24 protein-coding genes are annotated in these 18,549 nt (G+C 31.3%); all 24 read left to right on the top strand.

Annotated features, from left to right (window positions below; genetic code table 11):
- The first annotated feature begins 2 nt into the window (after nt 1-2).
- The gene (gene pyrF, locus BIV18_RS09010; protein ID WP_075660268.1) at nt 3-710 is read left to right on the top strand and encodes an orotidine-5'-phosphate decarboxylase; all 708 of its coding nucleotides are present in this window, start codon (nt 3-5) and stop codon (nt 708-710) included.
- Entirely contained in the window at nt 707-1,336 is a 630-nt protein-coding gene (gene pyrE, locus BIV18_RS09015; RefSeq protein WP_075660269.1) for an orotate phosphoribosyltransferase, read from the top strand. The genes pyrF and pyrE overlap by 4 nt, the downstream gene beginning before the upstream one ends.
- A 51-nt stretch (nt 1,337-1,387) precedes the next feature.
- Complete coding sequence (locus BIV18_RS09020; protein WP_075660270.1) at nt 1,388-1,768, top strand: YkvA family protein; 381 nt, start codon at nt 1,388-1,390, stop codon at nt 1,766-1,768.
- The gene (locus BIV18_RS09025; protein ID WP_083635583.1) at nt 1,743-2,357 is read left to right on the top strand and encodes a DNA-3-methyladenine glycosylase; all 615 of its coding nucleotides are present in this window, start codon (nt 1,743-1,745) and stop codon (nt 2,355-2,357) included. Before BIV18_RS09020 ends, BIV18_RS09025 begins: the two co-directional genes overlap by 26 nt.
- A gap of 53 nt (nt 2,358-2,410) precedes the next feature.
- Entirely contained in the window at nt 2,411-3,238 is an 828-nt protein-coding gene (locus BIV18_RS09030) for an energy-coupling factor transporter ATPase (RefSeq protein WP_075660271.1), read from the top strand.
- On the top strand, nt 3,226-4,092 hold the full coding sequence (locus tag BIV18_RS09035) for an energy-coupling factor transporter ATPase (RefSeq protein ID WP_075660272.1): 867 nt from the start codon (nt 3,226-3,228) through the stop codon (nt 4,090-4,092). The genes BIV18_RS09030 and BIV18_RS09035 overlap by 13 nt, the downstream gene beginning before the upstream one ends.
- Nucleotides 4,085-4,882, top strand: coding sequence for an energy-coupling factor transporter transmembrane component T family protein (locus BIV18_RS09040; protein WP_075660273.1), 798 nt, complete (start codon nt 4,085-4,087; stop codon nt 4,880-4,882). The genes BIV18_RS09035 and BIV18_RS09040 overlap by 8 nt, the downstream gene beginning before the upstream one ends.
- Nucleotides 4,879-5,610: a tRNA pseudouridine(38-40) synthase TruA gene (gene truA / locus BIV18_RS09045; protein WP_075660274.1), complete on the top strand. Its 732-nt coding sequence runs from the start codon at nt 4,879-4,881 to the stop codon at nt 5,608-5,610. Before BIV18_RS09040 ends, truA begins: the two co-directional genes overlap by 4 nt.
- A gap of 154 nt (nt 5,611-5,764) precedes the next feature.
- Nucleotides 5,765-6,151, top strand: a complete 387-nt coding sequence (locus BIV18_RS09050; RefSeq protein ID WP_075660275.1) for an Asp23/Gls24 family envelope stress response protein — start codon at nt 5,765-5,767, stop codon at nt 6,149-6,151.
- On the top strand, nt 6,148-6,546 hold the full coding sequence (gene nusB / locus BIV18_RS09055; RefSeq protein ID WP_075660276.1) for a transcription antitermination factor NusB: 399 nt from the start codon (nt 6,148-6,150) through the stop codon (nt 6,544-6,546). Before BIV18_RS09050 ends, nusB begins: the two co-directional genes overlap by 4 nt.
- A gap of 1 nt (nt 6,547) precedes the next feature.
- On the top strand, nt 6,548-7,999 hold the full coding sequence (xseA, locus tag BIV18_RS09060) for an exodeoxyribonuclease VII large subunit (RefSeq protein WP_075660277.1): 1,452 nt from the start codon (nt 6,548-6,550) through the stop codon (nt 7,997-7,999).
- Nucleotides 8,000-8,224: an exodeoxyribonuclease VII small subunit gene (gene xseB, locus BIV18_RS09065; protein WP_075660278.1), complete on the top strand. Its 225-nt coding sequence runs from the start codon at nt 8,000-8,002 to the stop codon at nt 8,222-8,224.
- Nucleotides 8,208-9,065: a polyprenyl synthetase family protein gene (locus tag BIV18_RS09070; RefSeq protein WP_075660279.1), complete on the top strand. Its 858-nt coding sequence runs from the start codon at nt 8,208-8,210 to the stop codon at nt 9,063-9,065. Before xseB ends, BIV18_RS09070 begins: the two co-directional genes overlap by 17 nt.
- Nucleotides 9,065-9,865, top strand: coding sequence for a TlyA family RNA methyltransferase (locus BIV18_RS09075; RefSeq protein WP_075660280.1), 801 nt, complete (start codon nt 9,065-9,067; stop codon nt 9,863-9,865). Before BIV18_RS09070 ends, BIV18_RS09075 begins: the two co-directional genes overlap by 1 nt.
- A 7-nt stretch (nt 9,866-9,872) precedes the next feature.
- A complete protein-coding gene (recN, locus tag BIV18_RS09080; RefSeq protein ID WP_075660281.1) occupies nt 9,873-11,534 on the top strand; it encodes a DNA repair protein RecN in 1,662 nt (553 codons plus the stop codon).
- Complete coding sequence (locus BIV18_RS09085; RefSeq protein ID WP_075660282.1) at nt 11,535-12,086, top strand: NUDIX hydrolase; 552 nt, start codon at nt 11,535-11,537, stop codon at nt 12,084-12,086. It begins immediately after the preceding gene.
- A complete protein-coding gene (locus BIV18_RS09090; protein ID WP_075660283.1) occupies nt 12,079-12,879 on the top strand; it encodes a purine-nucleoside phosphorylase in 801 nt (266 codons plus the stop codon). Before BIV18_RS09085 ends, BIV18_RS09090 begins: the two co-directional genes overlap by 8 nt.
- Nucleotides 12,879-14,180, top strand: coding sequence for a thymidine phosphorylase (locus BIV18_RS09095; RefSeq protein ID WP_075660284.1), 1,302 nt, complete (start codon nt 12,879-12,881; stop codon nt 14,178-14,180). The genes BIV18_RS09090 and BIV18_RS09095 overlap by 1 nt, the downstream gene beginning before the upstream one ends.
- Nucleotide 14,181: 1 nt before the next feature.
- Nucleotides 14,182-14,814 carry a site-2 protease family protein gene (locus tag BIV18_RS09100; RefSeq protein WP_075660285.1) on the top strand — a complete coding sequence of 211 codons (633 nt, stop codon included), beginning with the start codon at nt 14,182-14,184 and terminating at the stop codon, nt 14,812-14,814.
- Nucleotides 14,793-15,527, top strand: coding sequence for a segregation and condensation protein A (locus tag BIV18_RS09105; protein ID WP_075660286.1), 735 nt, complete (start codon nt 14,793-14,795; stop codon nt 15,525-15,527). The genes BIV18_RS09100 and BIV18_RS09105 overlap by 22 nt, the downstream gene beginning before the upstream one ends.
- Nucleotides 15,508-16,035: an SMC-Scp complex subunit ScpB gene (gene scpB / locus BIV18_RS09110; RefSeq protein ID WP_075660287.1), complete on the top strand. Its 528-nt coding sequence runs from the start codon at nt 15,508-15,510 to the stop codon at nt 16,033-16,035. Before BIV18_RS09105 ends, scpB begins: the two co-directional genes overlap by 20 nt.
- Entirely contained in the window at nt 16,032-16,739 is a 708-nt protein-coding gene (locus tag BIV18_RS09115; RefSeq protein WP_075660288.1) for a pseudouridine synthase, read from the top strand. Before scpB ends, BIV18_RS09115 begins: the two co-directional genes overlap by 4 nt.
- Nucleotides 16,736-17,290 (top strand): tRNA 5-(aminomethyl)-2-thiouridylate-methyltransferase MnmM, encoded by a 555-nt coding sequence (gene mnmM, locus BIV18_RS09120; RefSeq protein WP_075660289.1) that lies wholly within the window; start codon nt 16,736-16,738, stop codon nt 17,288-17,290. Before BIV18_RS09115 ends, mnmM begins: the two co-directional genes overlap by 4 nt.
- Nucleotides 17,287-18,477 carry a BaiN/RdsA family NAD(P)/FAD-dependent oxidoreductase gene (locus BIV18_RS09125; RefSeq protein ID WP_075660290.1) on the top strand — a complete coding sequence of 397 codons (1,191 nt, stop codon included), beginning with the start codon at nt 17,287-17,289 and terminating at the stop codon, nt 18,475-18,477. The genes mnmM and BIV18_RS09125 overlap by 4 nt, the downstream gene beginning before the upstream one ends.
- Nucleotides 18,478-18,549: the final 72 nt, after the last annotated feature.

Below are 18,549 nucleotides of genomic sequence, written 5' to 3' on the forward strand. Positions count from 1 at the left end.
AAATGGCAAAGGATGTAATTATTGCTCTTGATTTTCCAAGTAGTAAAGTAACTCTTGATTTTTTGAAAAATTTTAAGAATGAAAAAGTTTATGTAAAGGTTGGAATGGAACTTTTTTATAGGGAAGGGCCAAGTATTATTAAAGAAATAAAAAGACTGGGACATAAAATATTTTTGGATTTAAAAATACATGATATTCCTAATACTTGCAAGGGTGCGACAAATTCTCTTATTTTACTTGATGTTGATATGATTAATTTTCATATTGCTGGTGGCAAAAAAATGTTAACTGAAGCAAGTGAAGTTGTTAATAGTAAAAAGCCAGAGCTAATTACTCTTGGTGTTACTATGCTAACTTCTACTGTGGAAGAGGTTATGCACAATGAACTTAAAATTGACAGAGAAAAATCGCTTGAAGATGTTGTTCTCGATTATGCAAAACTTGCAAAGGAAGCTAAACTTTCTGGAATAGTATGTTCTGCACTTGAAGTTCCTAAGATCAAAGAAAATCTAGGAGCAAATTTTATTACTGTTACTCCTGGAATTAGAAAGGTAAAAGGGACTGACGACCAAAAGAGAGTTGTAACTCCAAGCAAGGCACGAGAACTTGGCTCTGATTATATTGTCGTTGGAAGACCTATTACAAAGGCTGAAGATCCATTAAAAGAATATAAAGAAATAAGAAGAGATTTTTTAGGGGGAGAACAATGAAAGGAATCGCAAAAATTTTATTAAAATTAAAGGCTGTAACACTTTCACCAGAAAGACCATATACTTGGGCATCTGGAATAAAGTCACCTATTTATTGCGATAATAGACTTATACTTTCTTATCCAGAAGACAGAAAAGTTGTTGAAGATGGACTTGTAGATTTAATTAAAGAAAAATATCCTGATGTAGAATATATTATGGGAACTGCAACTGCAGGCATTCCTCATGCTGCTATTATCGCTGATAAGATGGATCTACCCATGGGATTTGTAAGATCTTCAAACAAGGATCATGGCAAGCAAAATAAAATTGAGGGTGCTAAAATCAAAGGTGCAAAAGTTGTTGTAATTGAAGATTTATTTTCAACTGGTGGCTCATCAATTGAGGCTGCAAAGGCGCTAGAAGATGCGGGTTATAATGTCTTAGGAATAGTAAGTATTTTCACATATAATATGAAAAAGGCTGTTGAAAATTTCAAAGATTCAGGTTTTAGTCATGATTCTCTCACAAATTTTGATGAACTTATAGAAGTTGCTCACGAAATGGACTATATTAAGGAAAGTGAAATTAAAAAGTTAAAATTATTTAGAGAGAATCCACAGGATTCATCGTGGATGAATGATTAATTTATTTTTTGGGTAAAGGGAAAGTGAATTTTGACTTAGGGGGAAGAAAAGTTGAATTATTATAGAACTTTAAGAAGGTTAATGCCTTATGCCAACCAAATATTAAAGAATAAAGATAGATTAAATAAAGTTGTTGGGGAGTCCCTATCAAAGACAAATAAATTGGACTTATTTAAAAAAATTTCAAGAGAGCTTAAACTTGCCCTTGGTCTAGCAATTGACTATTCTAATGGAAGCTATAAAGATGTAAAGAAGAAAGATATTATTTTAATTGTGGCAGGTTTTTTATATTTATTAAATCCTGCAGATATTATTCCAGATTTTATTTTATTCTTTGGATTTTTTGATGATTTAAGCGTTCTAACTTTTATCCTAAAGAAGTTTGATAAGGAATTAGAAAAATATGATGCATGGAAAAATACTAGAAACTGACTTTTTCAGAAGAGATACAGTTGAAGTTGCAAAAAATTTATTAGGAAAGAAAATTATCAGAAATATTTCTGGTAATTTTTTCTATGCAAAAATTGTGGAAACTGAAGCTTATTTAGGTCTTAATGACAAAGCTTGTCATAGCTATGGTGGGAAAATTACTGAGAGAAATAAAATCCTATATAAGGATGGAGGCCACATTTATGTATATTTAATTTATGGGATGTACAATCTTTTAAACATTGTGACAAAGAGTGAAGGAGAACCAGAAGCAGTGCTAATTCGTGCAGTTGAACCTCTAGGAAATTTTGACGGATTTGCCATTAATAGATTTGGAAAAAGTTATAAAGAACTTTCAAATTATCAAAGAAAAAATATAAGCAATGGACCGGGAAAACTTTCTTTAGCTCTTAATATTGATAGAAGTTTAAATGGGAAAATTCTATCTCCTGATTATCTTTATATAGAAGATGGTGAAAAAGTAAAAAATATAATTACTTCAAAAAGAATTGGGATAGATTATGCGGAAGAGGATGCGGATCTTCCCCTTAGATTTTACATAGGGAACAGTCAGCATATTTCAGTTAAATAATGTGGATTTTTGTTAACTTATAAAGTATAATGGGTTAATGTAAAGGTGATGTAATGATTAGCATAAAAAATCTGTCTTTTAAATACGATTATGAAGACGAAAATGCAAAGCAAATTTTAAAAAATATTAATTTAGAAATAAATGAGGGCGAGTTTGTGGCACTGCTTGGGCATAATGGTTCAGGCAAGTCAACTCTTGCCAAGCTTATAAATGGACTTTTAATTCCAGGCGAAGGTGATGTAATTGTAGATGGGATGAACACTAAAAATGAAGAAGAAATTTGGAATATTAGAAGAAATGCGGGCATGGTTTTTCAAAATCCTGACAATCAATTAGTTGCGACAATTGTTGAAGATGAAGTTGCTTTTGGTCCTGAAAATCTTGGAGTTGATCCAGTAGAAATTAGAAAAAGGGTGGACAAGGCTCTACTTGATGTCGGCATGAGTGATTACAAAAAAAATGCACCTCATCTTTTATCAGGTGGGCAAAAACAAAGAGTTGCCATAGCAGGGATTCTTGCCATGAGTCCAAAATATATAATACTTGACGAGCCAACTGCCATGCTTGATCCAAGTGGAAGGCGAGAAGTAGTCGATACACTTGTTAAATTAAATAAGGAAGAAAACAAAACTATCATCTTAATAACTCACTATATGGAAGAAGCTGCAATTAGCGATAGAGTTATAGTAATGGAAGATGGGAATATTGTTCTGAGAGGAAATCCTAGAGAAGTTTTTTCACATGTCGAGGAAATAAAAAAATTGGGTCTGGATGTTCCACAAGTAACGGAACTTGCATATGAATTAAAAAAAGAAGGTATTGAAATTTCAACAGAGGTTTTAAATATCGAAGAAATGGTGAAGGAAATATGTCACTTATAGAAATTAAAAACTTAACACATATTTATAGTGAGGGTCTTCCCTTTGAGAAGATAGCAATAGATAATTTAAATTTAAATATCGAGGAGAATGAGTTCATTGGGTTAATTGGTCATACTGGATCTGGAAAGTCAACTTTTATTCAACATTTAAATGGTCTTTTGAAGCCAAGCAGTGGAGAAATAATTGTAGACGGAACTAAGGTTGACAAGTCTAGCTCTAATTTAACTGAACTTAGAAAAAAAATAGGTTTAGTGTTTCAATATCCAGAGTATCAACTTTTTGAAGAAACCATAGAGAGAGATATTGCCTTTGGTCCAAAAAATTTAGATTTAGATGAAGATGAAGTTCTAAAAAGAGTTAAGTCCTCCATGGATTCTGTGGGTCTTCAATATGAAACTTATAAAGACAAATCTCCCTTTGAACTTTCTGGAGGGCTCAAGAGAAGAGTCGCAATAGCTGGTGTACTTGCCATGGAACCAAAGGTTTTAATACTTGACGAACCAACTGCAGGACTTGATCCAAGAGGTCGTGATGAAATTTTAGGAGAAATAAAAAGTATTCACGAAAAAAGAAAAATTACAGTTATTCTAGTTTCTCACTCTATGGAAGATGTGGCAAAAATTGCGGAAAGAATTATTGTAATGGATAAGGGAAAAGTATTTTTAGATTCCAATCCAAGAGAAATTTTTAGAAATGAAGACAAACTTATTTCCGTTGGACTCGGAATTCCACAAATTACATCTCTTATGAGGGCGTTGAAGAAAAAGGGACTGGACATTAATGAGGACTCAATAACAGTTGAAGAAGCTAAAGAGTCGCTGATAAAATATTTGAGAGGTGTTTCTCATGTTTAAAGATATTACAATTGGACAATACTTTCCTGGGGAAACACTGGTTCACAAATTTGATCCAAAATTAAAAATTCTTACAATGATGTTATTCATCGCCTCATTATTTTTTATTGGTTCAATTTATATGTATATACCTGTGGTAATTTATTTATTATTAATTATTTATGTGGCAAAATTACCAATGGGATTAGTTTTTCGTGGGCTTAAGCCATTGAGATGGATTATTCTTGTAACATTTATAATAAATTTATTTTTCACACCAGGTGAAGCAAAGTACACTTTAGGATTTTTAAAAATTTCCCAAGCGGGGATTGACCTTGCGGTATTTATGGGCATAAGACTTGTTTTATTAGTTCTTGGTACAAGTTTGCTTACTTATACTACCTCTCCAATTGAATTGACAGATGGGATCGAGTCGTTATTAAGACCCTTTAGAAGAATTGGAGTGCCAAGTCACGAAATAGCAATGATGATGACAATTGCCCTTAGATTTATACCGACACTAATTGAAGAAACTGACAAGATTATGAAGGCACAAATGGCGAGAGGTGCAGATTTTGAATCGGGAAATATTGTAAAGCGTGCAAAAAATTTAGTTCCATTACTTGTTCCTCTTTTTATAAATTCCTTTAGAAGAGCGGAAGAGCTTGCCACAGCAATGGAAGCAAGATGTTACAAAGGTGGAAATGGCAGGACGAAAATGAACGCATCAAAAATTGTCAAGAAAGACGTAATTATTTTTGTCGGCAATATAATTTTTTATGCAGTAATAATTTTGGTTTCTAAATTATGAATATTTTAATAAAAATAACTTATGACGGCACAAATTTTCACGGTTTTCAATTGCAACCAGATGAGAGAACTGTTGAAGGCGAACTAAATAAGGGTCTTGCAAAAACTTTAAATAAAGAAGTAAAAATTTTTTATGCAGGAAGAACTGACAGAGGAGTTCATGCTCTTGGACAGTATGCAAATTTTTATTCAGACACCACAATTGACATTGGAAATCTTCCAAAGGTTATAAATTTTAATTTACCAGAAGATGTTTCTGTTGTTGATGCAAAATATGTCCCTGAAGATTTTCACGCAAGATACGATGCGAAGTTAAAAAAATATCGCTATGTTGTACATTTATCTAGATACAGAAATGCTCTACTTTTAAATAAAGCCTATGAGTACCCCTATAAGGTTGACCCAGAGAGAATGAGAAGGGCTCTATCTTATCTTATAGGAGAACATGATTTCAATTCTTTTATGGGAAAGGGTGCAGTGGTCAAGGACTCGATAAGGACTATTGATAAAATTGACGTAATTGAAGAGGGAGATTTTTTGTATTTAGATTTTGTCGCTAAGAGCTTTCTAAAAAATATGATACGCATAGTTACTGGTACAGCTCTTGAAATTGGAAGAGGTCAAAGAGAAATTGAATATATGAAAGAAGCCTTGAAAATGAAAAAAAGAAAGGCAGCTGGACCAACAGCACCAGCCTGTGGACTATATTTAGTAGATGTAAAATATTAGCCCACAGGCTTTTTATTGTAAAAATTTTTTGAACCATCTTTTATTTTATAAAGGGGAAAACTTTACAACTTTAAAAAATTGTGGCAAAGTGCAATAAATTGATAATATAAAAAGTATTTGGTATAATTATTTTAGTTAATTTGGAGGTGTAATAGTGGATAATAAATATCTTGTTAATGGTAATGAGGCTGAAGGCAAAGTTAAAATTTCTGAAGATGTCATTGCTACAGTTGCGTCTGTTGCAGCTGAAAGTGTTGATGGTGTTGTAAAAGTTGGATCTAATTTTAAGTCTCAAGTTACGGACATTTTAAATACAAAAAACTTCAATAGAGGAGTCAAGGTTAATATTGGTGAAAGAGAAACTATTGTAGATGTATATATTACTATTGAGTACGGAATAAAAATTGTTGAGGTTTCTGAAAGGGTGCAAGCGCAAGTTAAGGAAGCCATTGAAAACATGACTGACTTTGATGTTGTTGAGGTAAATGTTCATATATCAGGCATCGCTGTTAAAAATTCTGAAAAGACGAATGTAAAATGAGCAGAAAAAAAGCGAGAATAGGTGCAATGCAGGCATTGTTTTCCATGGATATAAATAATGATTTTTCTCTAGAAAATTTAAATTTATTTATGGAAAACAATCACTTCTTAGGTGATGAATCTGACTACATCAATAGAGTTATACCAGATATTTTAGAAAAACTTGATATTGTTGATGAAACAATTGAAAAGAATTTAAAGGGTTGGACTATGGCTAGGCTTGCAAAGGTGGATAGGCAAATTTTAAGGATTGCTGTTTATGAATTTTTATATAAAGAGGACATTCCACCAGAGGTTTCTATTAATGAAGCTGTTGAAATTGCAAGGCTATATAGTTCCGACGATTCACCTAAATTTATTAATGGAATTTTGGGAACTATTTACAGGAGTTTTTAATTTGGCAAAGATTGCTTTTAATGTAAGTGAACTGAATAATTACATCAAAAAGCTGATTTCAATGGATTATATCTTAAGAGATATTACAATTACTGGCGAGGTTACTAATTTAAACATTCATAACAATGGGAATATTTACTTTTCTTTAAAAGATAAGTTTGCACGAATTGATGCAATGACAAGTCAAGATGATGTAAACATTGAATTCTTCGACGGTGTTAAGGTAATGGCAAAGGGGACTGTTACTTATTACGAGAGAAGTGGCAGGATTTTTTTGTATGCAACTGAAATCGAGTTAGATGGAGAGGGAAATCTCTATCAAAAATATTTGAAACTAAAGGAAAAATTAAAGGATGAGGGACTTTTTGATGCTTCTCACAAGAAAAAAATCAAGAAGTATCCGTCTTCTATTGGGATAATTACTTCTACAAGTGGTGCAGCTATAAAAGATGTTGTAAATCTTTTTAGAAAAAGGAATAAAACCTGTGATATTTATGTTTTTCCAAGTCTTGTTCAAGGTGATGTAGCTAGTTGTAATTTAATTCGTGGTGTAAAATATTTTAATGAAGTTAATAAAGTAGACACTATAATAATTGCTCGTGGTGGAGGAAGTTTTGAAGACTTATTTGCTTTTAATGACGAAAGTCTTGCGAGAGAAATTTTTGCGTCAAAAATTCCAGTTATTTCTGCGGTAGGACACGAAATTGACTACACTATATGTGATTTTGTATCGGATCTTAGGGCAGCTACGCCTACGAATGCAGCTGAACTTGCGACAATTAGTGAAGATGAAATTTTATCGCAACTATCTAAAAAACTATCTGATTTAAATAATTTAATGGAGAGAAGAATTAGTTACAGTCATATAAAACTTATTAATTTATACAAAAATATTTCTCTAGAAAATCAAGTTCACAAGATAAATTTCATGACTCGAAATCTTTTGTATAGAGAAACTTTACTAAACAATTCTATAAAAAAGATTTTACAAAATTATTGCTATGGTCTTCAAAATAAAAGATTTTATTTGCAAAACTTCAAGCTCAACAAGTCAAAGAAAATAGAAAATTACTCTTATAAACTTAAAAATATTTCTGTAAAATTAAATTCTAAGCTCGGTAAAGATAGAGAAAATTTAAACTTTAACAAAAAACTTTTAAATTATTATTTTAAATCGCAAATAAAGGATAAAATTGACAAATTTAATGATTATGGAAAATTTATTTTAGATTACGATTTAGAAGAGAGATTAAAAAAAGAAAAAGAAAGGCTAAATTTTTTGAATATAAGACTAAATTCAGCCTATGAGAAGATTAATAAAGTTGAGATTTTGACAGAAGATGGTTTAGAGCTAAATTCTGCTAAAAATGTTAAGATTGGAGAAATTATTTCTCTAAAATTTAAGGACGGTAGTGTGAAATCAAAGGTTCAAAAAGTGAAAATGAGGGATTAAATGCAAAGGGATTATGAAAGTTCTTTTAGGGAACTTGAAAAAATTATAAAGGAACTTGAGTCTGAGGACATTAGTCTCGAAGATTCCATAAAAAAATACGAAGAAGGCATTGAACTATATAAGTATTTGAACAATACATTAAAGGCCTACGAAGGAAAGATTAAAACTATTGCAGAAGAAAATTCTAAATATATTGAGGACAATAAAGATGACAGATATAGATAGTTTACTTGAAAAATTTAATAATTATTTGAGTTCTTTGCTTGAATACGACGAAAGCTCACAACATAAAGTCATTGATTCCATGAAATATTCACTATTTTCTGGCGGAAAGAGAATTAGACCGATGTTAACTCTTTTGACTTTTTGCGAATTTTCAGATGATAGTTTAGATAAAATTCTTCCTTTTGCTGCTGCAATTGAAATGATACATACTTATTCTCTAATTCATGACGATCTTCCAGCAATGGATAATGATGATTTTAGAAGAGAAAAGCCAACGAATCACAAAGTTTACACTGAAGGAATTGCAATTTTAGCGGGAGATGGACTTTTAAATATGTCCATGGAAACTCTTTTAAGACATATTGAAAATATTGAAGATAGCAAAGATCTAAAACTTGCAATAAGGGCAATGAAATATATTTACAATGCAACTGGCGTAAATGGAATGATTGGCGGACAAACTATTGATATAGATTTTAATGTTTCAGATTATACAGAAGAAATTTGCGAAAATATGTACAAGCTAAAGACAGCTGCTCTTATAAGGGCTTCTATTGTAGTTGGAGGCATAATCGCAGGTGTAGAAGCAGATAATATCACAAAGCTTTCTAAGTTTGGCGAATCCATTGGTATTGCATATCAATTTGAAGATGACCTTCTTGATGAAGACAAGGATCCAAATTGTGGTGAAATAAATATGCTTTACTTCAAGAGTAAAGAGGAACTAAAGAGTGAAATTATTGAATTAACGAAGATTTCTTATGATGCCTTAGAAGACCTTGAACTTAAAGACAACTTGCTAAAAAGTTTTGTTGCGAAGTTAATAAACAGGAGCAGATAATGGCAAAAACACGTGCAGATGTATTATTAGTTGAAAAGGGTTTAATTGATTCACGAGAAAAAGCCAAGAGATTAATAATGGAAGGCAAGGTTTTTATTGGCACTGAAAGAGTGGAAAAGCCAGGAACACAATTAAAAGATGATGTAAAAATATATATTAAGGGATTAGAAGATACCTTCGTCTCAAGAGGAGGTCATAAGCTAGAGAAGATGATTGACGATTACGAAATAGACCTAAAAGATTCTGTGTGTGTTGATATTGGTGCATCAACTGGTGGTTTTACACATTGTATGTTAAAGCATGGTGCAAAAAAAGTTTATGCCATTGACGTTGGTTACAATCAACTTGATTATAAACTTAGAATGGACGATAGAGTTGTATCTCTTGAACGAACTAATATTAGATATTTTGACACAGAATTAATTTCTGAAGAAGTAGATTTTATTTCCATAGACGTTTCCTTTATTTCCCTTGAACTTGTGTTACCCATTGCGAAGGAAATTTGCGGAGAAAAGGGCGAAATTGTCGCATTAATAAAGCCACAATTTGAAGCAGGAAAGGGAAAGGTTGGCAAGGGCGGAATTGTAAAGGATAAAAGGGTACATATCGAAGTTATTGAAAAAATAATTGAACTTGCAAAAAAATTGAACTTAAATATTTTAGCTTTGACAAATTCTCCAATAAAGGGTACAAGCGGCAATATTGAATTTTTAATATATCTATCAAATTCTGATAAAAATAATGAAAATTTTGATGCAAGTGAAATTGTAAATAATGCTTATAAAAATTTAAATGATTAGGTGAAAAATGCTTTTAGAGTTAAATATCGAAAATTTTGCAATAATTGAAAATATGAAAATTGAGTTTGAAACCGGTTTAAACGTATTAACGGGAGAAACTGGTTCAGGTAAATCAATTATCATAGATTCTCTGGGACTTGTCCTTGGTCAAAGAGCGAATAAGGATATTATAAAAAAGGGAAAAGACAGAGCTTTTATAGAAGCTGTTTTTTCTTCTTATGATGACGAGACAAAAAAACTTTTATCTGAATATGGAATTGATTCAGGGGATTTAATTGTAATTTCAAAGGAAATTAGATATAAGGGTCCTTCTATTACTAGAGTGAATAATAGGACGGTAACTTCTCAAATATTATCAAAAATTTCAACTCATTTAATTGATATTTTTGCACAACATGAGTCTATTTCACTTATGGACAATAAAAATCAGTTAAGATTAATTGACGATTTTTCTGGCAAAGAGCAAAGAGATTTGCTTTTAAAGATAAGGCAAATTGTTCAAGAAATAAATGATTTGAGAAGTGAATATCAAGAAAAGTCAAGTTTAGAAAAAAACAAGGATAGAGAAATGGATCTATTAGAGTATCAAATCAAAGAAATTGAAGATGCGGCTTTAACAGATTATGACGACCAAGAACTCTACGACGACTTCAATGTTTTAAACAATATGACTGACACTTTAATAAAATTATCAGAAGCAAAGGCACTTATTAATGACGGTTATGAAAATGTATCTGCTGAAGATATTTTAGATAAAATAATTGTAAATATAGTCGATGTTACAAAATTCAACAAGGATTTAAAGGCAACTGAAGAAGAACTTGAAGACATTAGATATAGATTGTCTGATATCGCAAAGGAGCTCGACAGATATATTAATTCTAGAGAAGTGGACGAGGAAAAACTCCAATACTTAAGAGAAAGAATTGATTTAGTAAATAATTTAAAATTAAAATATGGGAATAATGTTAAAAAGATTAATTCTTTTTATGAAGAAATAAATGAAAGACTTGTTTTTTTGCAGAACTTTGAAGACAATTTGCAAAAACTTTTAAGCAAAATAAAAAACCTTGAAGGTGAAGCTTTAAAAGTTGCAAAAAAAATTAGCGACAATAGAAAGAAGACTGCCAAAGTTTTAGAGAAAAAAGTGGAAGAAGAAATTAATAAATTAAATATAAAAGATGCAAAATTCAAAATTGATTTGAAAGAAAAAGACTTGTCAAGTGATGGAATTGACAAAATAGAATTTTTAATTGCACCAAACTTGGGTCAAGATTTAATGCCTCTAGCAAAGGTTGCATCTGGCGGTGAAATGAGCAGAATTATGCTTGGCTTTAAGAGCATCATCGCTGAAAAAGATAACATTCCTACTCTTGTTTTTGACGAAATTGATACGGGAATAAGTGGAAAGACTGCACAAATTGTTGGCAATAAAATAAAGGAAGTTGCAAAAAAAAGACAGGTCATAGTAATTTCTCACTTGCCACAAATTGTTGCACTAGCAGATACACATTTTGCAATTAAAAAAGATGTGGTAAACAACAGTACAATTTCAACAATTGATAAATTAGATTATGAGGAAAGAGTACAAGAAGTTGCAAGATTAATTGGTGGTATGAATATAAGTGAAGTTGCAATAGAAACTGCAAAGGAAATGATTGGTGATTAAATGGCAAATTCAAACAATGAAGAGAGAACTATGAAATCCACGAAGATTTTTGACGGTAAGGTCTTACAACTTAGAGTGGATACAGTTGAGATGGAAGGTCAAAAGTATACTAAAAGAGAAATTGTGGAGAGACAACCTGCTGTTGGCATAGTTGCAATTACTGAGGATGACGAAATTATTTTAATAAGACAATATCGAAAGGCCATTGATAAAGAAATTTACGAACTTCCAGCAGGAATGGTGGATTTTGGAGAAGAACCACAAAAGGCAGCTCTTCGAGAGTTAAAAGAAGAAACTGGTTATGATGCAAAAAAATCTGATTATTTGCTTGAAATTTATTCATCTCCAGGATTTACAAATGAAAAATTATTTATTTTTTACGCAGAAGGACTTATTGCAGGAGATCAAGATCTCGACGAGTTTGAACATTTGACAGTAGAAAAAGTAAAATTTAAAGAAGCCTTAAAATTAATAAACTTAGGCGAGATAATAGATTCAAAAACTGTTGCAGGAATTTTGTATTACAATAATTTTAGGAGGGAAAATGGATAATTCTATTAAATATATAAAAGAAAGAATAAGCCTAGAGCCTGAAATTGGAATTGTACTAGGTTCAGGTCTTGGAGATTTTGCAGATTCAATCGAGAATAAAATTGAAATACCTTATAAGGATATTCCAGGTTTTCCAGTTTCTACAGTTAAAGGGCATGACGGAAAATTAATTTTTGGAAAAATAAAATCAAAAAATGTCTGCGTAATGAAGGGAAGGATTCATTTTTACGAAGGCTACGAAATTTCCGATGTAGTATATCCAATAAAGGTTCTTGCAGATTTAGGGATTAAGACATTGATCCTCACTAATGCTGCGGGTGGAGTTAATATGGATTTTAAACCAGCAGACCTTATGATTATTACAGATCACATAAATTTAATGGGTAAAAATCCATTAATTGGACCTAATGACGATGCTATTGGGCCGAGATTTCCTGACATGACTGATTTATACACTCCGGAACTTGTCAATATAGCTGAAAATTCTGCAAAGAAACTTGGCATTAATATAAGAAAAGGCGTTTATATGTATTTTACAGGGCCAACTTATGAGACAGCTGCTGAAGTAAAAATGGCAAGGACACTTGGAGCGGATGCTGTTGGAATGAGTACTGTTCCTGAAGCAATTATTGCAAGGCATAGAGGACTTAAAATTTTAGGAATTTCAACAATTACAAATATGAGTACGGGAATTTTAGATACACCACTTGACCATGCAGAAGTTGTAGAAGTTGGAAAAGAAGTTGCAGGCAAATTTAAAGAGCTTTTAAAAGAAATAATTGAGGAGATTTGATGAATTTTTTAGACATTATTCAAAAGAAAAAAGAAAATAAAATTTTAACTGAATATGAAATAAATTATTTTATAGAAAATTATGTCAAAGGTGAAATCCCAGATTATCAAGTTTCCGCTTTTTTGATGGCAGTTTATTTTAACAAACTAAATTTAGATGAAACCTATTATTTAACAAAGGCAATGATAGATTCAGGAGATAGAGTTGATCTATCTGAGGTGCCTGGATTAAAAGTAGACAAACATTCCACAGGTGGCGTGGGAGATACTGTTACCCTTGTGCTTGGGCCATTAATTGCTTCAGTTGGTCTTGTTTTTGCAAAAATGAGTGGCAGAGGTCTAGGCCATACTGGTGGAACTCTTGATAAGCTTGAATCCATCCCTGGATTTAATATAAATATTAGTGGAAAAAACTTTGTTGAAATTTTAAAAAAATCAAATATTGCAGTAATTGGTCAAACAGAAAATATTGTACCTGCTGATAAACTTTTATATGCATTAAGAGATGCGACGGCAACAGTTGATAATGTAAGTTTAATTGCATCATCAATCCTTTCAAAAAAAATTGCATTAGGAACAGATGCCTTAGTCCTTGATGTAAAAGTTGGAAACGGCGCTTTTATGAAAGATGTGCCATCGGCAGTTGAGTTGTCAAAACTAATGGTGAGCCTTGGGAAAAAATTTGGTAGAAATACAAAGGCAATTATCACTAGTATGAACGAACCTCTCGGCGATGCAATTGGAAATAGCCTAGAGGTAATAGAAGCTATAAATGTCTTAAAGGGCCGTGGATCAAAACATTTAAAAGAAATTTCTCTAAAAATTGGTTCAAAGCTAATGATAATAGAAGGAATTGTAAAAACTGAGGACGAAGCAATAAAAATTCTTGAAGGAAAAATCAAGGATGGATCTGCAATAGAAAAATTCAAGGAAATGGTTGAACTTCAAGGTGGAGATCCAACATACATTGACGATGTAGATAAATTTAAAAAGTCATCAATAATAAAGGACATTTATAGCGATGAATCGGGATATGTAAAATCAATTGAAGCAATTGAAATTGGAATTGTGTCAAGAGACCTTGGAGCGGGAAGGCATAAAAAGGGAGATGTACTCGATTTGAGTGCAGGAATTTACCTTCATAAAAAAGTTGGCGACTATGTAGAAAAGGGCGAAAAAATAGCTACAATCTATACAGAAAGGGAAAGCGAAGTAGTAGGAGCAATAGAAAAGATTAAAGGTGCCTACGCTTTTTCTGACAAAAGAGAAGATTATAAATTAATAATAGAAGAGATTGATTGAGATGAGAAATTTTGATATAGCATCAATTTTAATAAATATTATTGCACTTATGATTGCCATAATTCCACACGAAATAGCACATGGATATGTTGCATATCTGTGTGGAGATACAACTGCAAAGGACGATGGAAGACTTAGCTTAAATCCACTTCACCATATAGACCCTATTGGTTTAATTTCTATGCTTGTTTTTAGATTTGGATGGGCAAAGGCTGTGCCAATTAACCCCTATAGATTTAAGGGAAATAGAAAAGTTGCATCTCTTTTAGTTTCACTTGCAGGAGTTTTCACTAATTTTATTCTTGGATTTATTTCTGGGATTATTTTAGTTTATTTAAATTATAGATCTTCTTTTTTAGTTCCTCTTTTCACATCAATTTTTTGGTACAATATTATGCTTGGCGTATTTAATTTAGTGCCATTGCCACCTCTTGACGGATCAAAGGTATTGGCCACACTTTTACCAGAAGATTTGGAATATAAATTTTATAAAAATGAAAAATACTTTTATTTTGTGCTAGTTATAATGATTTTTTCAGGAGTAGTGGACAAATTTATTGCGCCGATCATCGAAAGTATTTTAAAGGGAATTATTTATCTGGGAATTAATCTATGGAATACAATATTGTTTTAAAAACTTATGAAGGTCCAATGGATCTTCTTTTAGATTTAATAAAAGAAAAGGAAATAGATATTTACGACATACCAATTTTCACAATCACAGAAGAATTTTTAAAATATATTGAAAATATGAAGAAGTTAAACCTAAACCTTACTTCAGATTTTATTTTAATGGCGTCAACCCTTTTGGAGATAAAATCAAAAATGCTCCTTCCCAAAAAAGAAAGTACAGATAATGAAGAAGAAGTAGAAGAGGACCCTAGACTTGACCTAGTAGAAAGCCTTTTGGAGTATAAAAAGTATAAGGAGGCTTCTGAAATTTTAAAAACTCAAGAAGAATACGAGTCAAAATCCTTTTACAAGTTAAAAACAGAAATATTTTCAATGAGTGAAATAGATTTTTTAAAGGAATCCAATGTGGAAAAACTATCCCTTGCTTTTTACAATATATTAAAAAGATACAAGGACAAGGAAGTCATTGGAATTGAGAGGGAGTATTTTAAAATTGAAGATGCTTCTAGAAAGATAAAACAAGCATTAAAGGAAAATAAAAAAATAAAATTTAGCGAACTTTTAGAAGACATAGTTTATAAAGTTGATGTCATAACTTATTTTTTAGGAATGCTTGAACTTATTAAAAACGAATATATCATCGCAAATCAAAGCGACAATTTTGGCGATATTTTAATTGAAGAGAGAAAATACAATGGACAAGAACAGGCTTAAATCAATAATTGAATCAATACTATTTATTTGGGGAGATCCCATAAGTTTAGAGGATATTGCAAGCACTCTTGAGCTGAAAAAGGACTATGTAAGGGAAATTCTTATGGAGATGAAAGAAAATTATAAGAATGAAACATCGGGACTTAGGCTTAGAGAAATTGATGGAAAATTTCAAATTGGAACTAAACAAGAAAACGAGCCCTATTTAAAAAACTTAATTAAAGAAAAAAATGAGAAAAATCTTTCAAAGCCTGCCCTTGAAACTCTTTCAATAATTGCCTATAAGCAGCCAGTTACAAAGGTTGAAGTGGAAGAATTGAGAGGAGTAAATTGTGATAGCACGATCAAAGGTCTTCTTGATTTTGATTTAATAGAAGTTTCTGGCAAACTTGATAGAATTGGACATCCAAATTTGTACAGCACAACTGATAAATTTTTACAAAAGTTTGGCATGAGAAATTTGGAAGAACTGCCTGACCTAAAGGAATTAGAGGAGGAATCTAATTGAGATTACAAAAATATATGGCTCATTGCGGAGCTGCATCTAGAAGAAAGTGCGAAGAATATATTCAAGAAGGACTTGTAAAAGTAAACGACAAAATTGTAACAGAACTTGGCACAAAAATCGATCCCAATGTTGATAGAGTTTATTTAAGGGGGAAGAGGTTAACTCTTGAAGATAAAAAAGTTTATATGATTTTAAACAAACCAATTGGAGTTGTAACAAGTGCAAATGATGAGAAAGATAGGCAAACTGTAACAGACCTTGTACCTGACGATTACAGAGTTTACCCCGTAGGAAGACTTGATATAGATACAACGGGTTTAGTACTGCTGACAAATGACGGCGAGCTTGCAAATATTTTAATGCACCCAAGATATAAAATCGGCAAAAAATATATTGTTACAGTTGAGGGAACGCCCAACGCTCATGAACTTTCTCTACTGCGTGAAGGCCTTGACATAAGGGATTTGAAAACTTCGCCAGCTAATGTCAGAATTTTAAAAAATTTTAAACAAGATTCTATTTTAGAAATAGAAATTTTTGAGGGACAAAATCATCAAGTCAAGAGGATGTTCGACTACATTGGCCATAGTGTAAAGAAGCTAAAGAGAATTTCCATGGGAAAAATTGAATTGCTAGACCTTGAAGTTGGAAATTATAGATATTTAAATGAAAATGAAATAAAATATTTAAAGGGATTAAAATGATTGTAAAGGAAAAATATTTTGAGATAGTGGATGAAGTGCTATCTCATAATTTTTTAGGTAAAATTGCAGTTGATGCTACTGTTGGAAGGGGCAATGACACTTTAAAACTTTTAAAGGCAGTGGGAGAAAAGGGCTTCGTTTATGGTTTTGATGTACAAGAAGATGCAATTTCATCGGCTGAAAAAATTTTAAAGGATTTTAAAAATTATAAATTATTTTTGGAGAGTCACGAAAACATTGATAAAATAGAAAAATTTGATTTAGTAATTTATAATCTTGGATTTCTTCCAGGCTCTGATAAAAAAATTACAACTTTAAAAGATTCGACTATTATTTCATTAAAAAAAGCCAAGAAAAAAATAAATTGTGGAGGAATAATAATTGTGGTTTCATACTTAGGACACGAGAATTCTTTTGAAGAAAGAGAAGGAGTTGACGATTTTATAAAAAATATTGACCAAAGAGAATTTAAAGTAGAAAAAAGAGAATTTTACAATCAAAAACACAATCCACCAATTGTATATTTAATCGAGAAGAAGGCAAAGTCATGAAAATAGCAATTATTGGCGGAGGACCTGCTGGAATGATGTGTGCCATAAAGGCGGCGGAAAATCATGAGGTATTTCTCTACGAAAAAAATGAAAAATTAGGTAAAAAATTATTTATTACGGGCAAGGGAAGGTGTAATCTAACAAATTATTGTGACGAGAGAGAGTTTTTAAAAAATATTGTAAGGAATAAAAATTTTATGTATTCATCAATTTATTCACTTTCGCCCTTTACAACTTATTATTATTTTGAAGAACTTGGACTACCGCTGAAAGTTGAACGTGGAAATAGAGTTTTTCCTGCAAGTGATAAATCTTCTGATGTAATAAAAATTTATGAAAAAAAATTAAGGGAAAGGGACGTAAAAATAAAACTAAATTCTGAAATTAAAAGCATAAAAAAGGATAAAGATTTTTTTATTTTAAATGATAGAGAAAAATATGATAAAATTGTTATTGCAACAGGTGGGCTATCCTACAAACTAACAGGTTCAACGGGAGATGGATATAAATTTGCAAAAAAATTTAATCACAAAGTAGTGGAGCCTGTGCCAGGCCTTATTGGGATAAATTTATACAATGGATTTAATTTAGCAGGACTAACTTTAAAAAATGTCGAGTTGAAAGTAATTAAAGATAAAAAAATAATTTCAAGGGAATTTGGCGAGCTTCTTTTCACTCACAGAGGAATTAGTGGTCCAATTGTACTGACGACTTCAAGTAAAATAAATAGATTAAAAGACTTTGAAATATATTTAGATTTAAAACCAGCTCTAAATAATGAAAAACTAGACAATAGAATTTTGCGAGACTTTTGCGAAAATAAAAATAAAAATATAGAAAATGTAATGAGATTATTATTGCCTAGAGATTTAATTTCCTATGTTCTTGAAAACGCAGAAATCGAGAAGGAGAAAAAAGCAAATCAAATAACGAAGGAAGAAAGGGAAAGATTAGTTAAAACTATAAAGAATTTCAAATTAAAATTTGAAAGTTTAGAGGATATTAATAGAGCAATAATTACTAGTGGTGGCGTGGATGTAGTTGACATTGATCCAAAAACAATGGAGTCAAAAATTGTAAAGGGACTTTATTTTATTGGTGAAGTGCTTGATGTAGATGCATTGACTGGTGGATTTAACATTCAAATTGCAAACTCAACTGGTTATAATTGTGGGATTAATTTGTAATCCTTTACCTTTACTTATTTCTTAAAATAAAATATAATTATACTAATCACTACTATATATTGTAGTGATTTT

Origin of the sequence: Peptoniphilus grossensis, assembly GCF_001940285.1 — a bacterium.
GTDB lineage: Bacteria > Bacillota > Clostridia > Tissierellales > Peptoniphilaceae > Peptoniphilus_A > Peptoniphilus_A faecalis.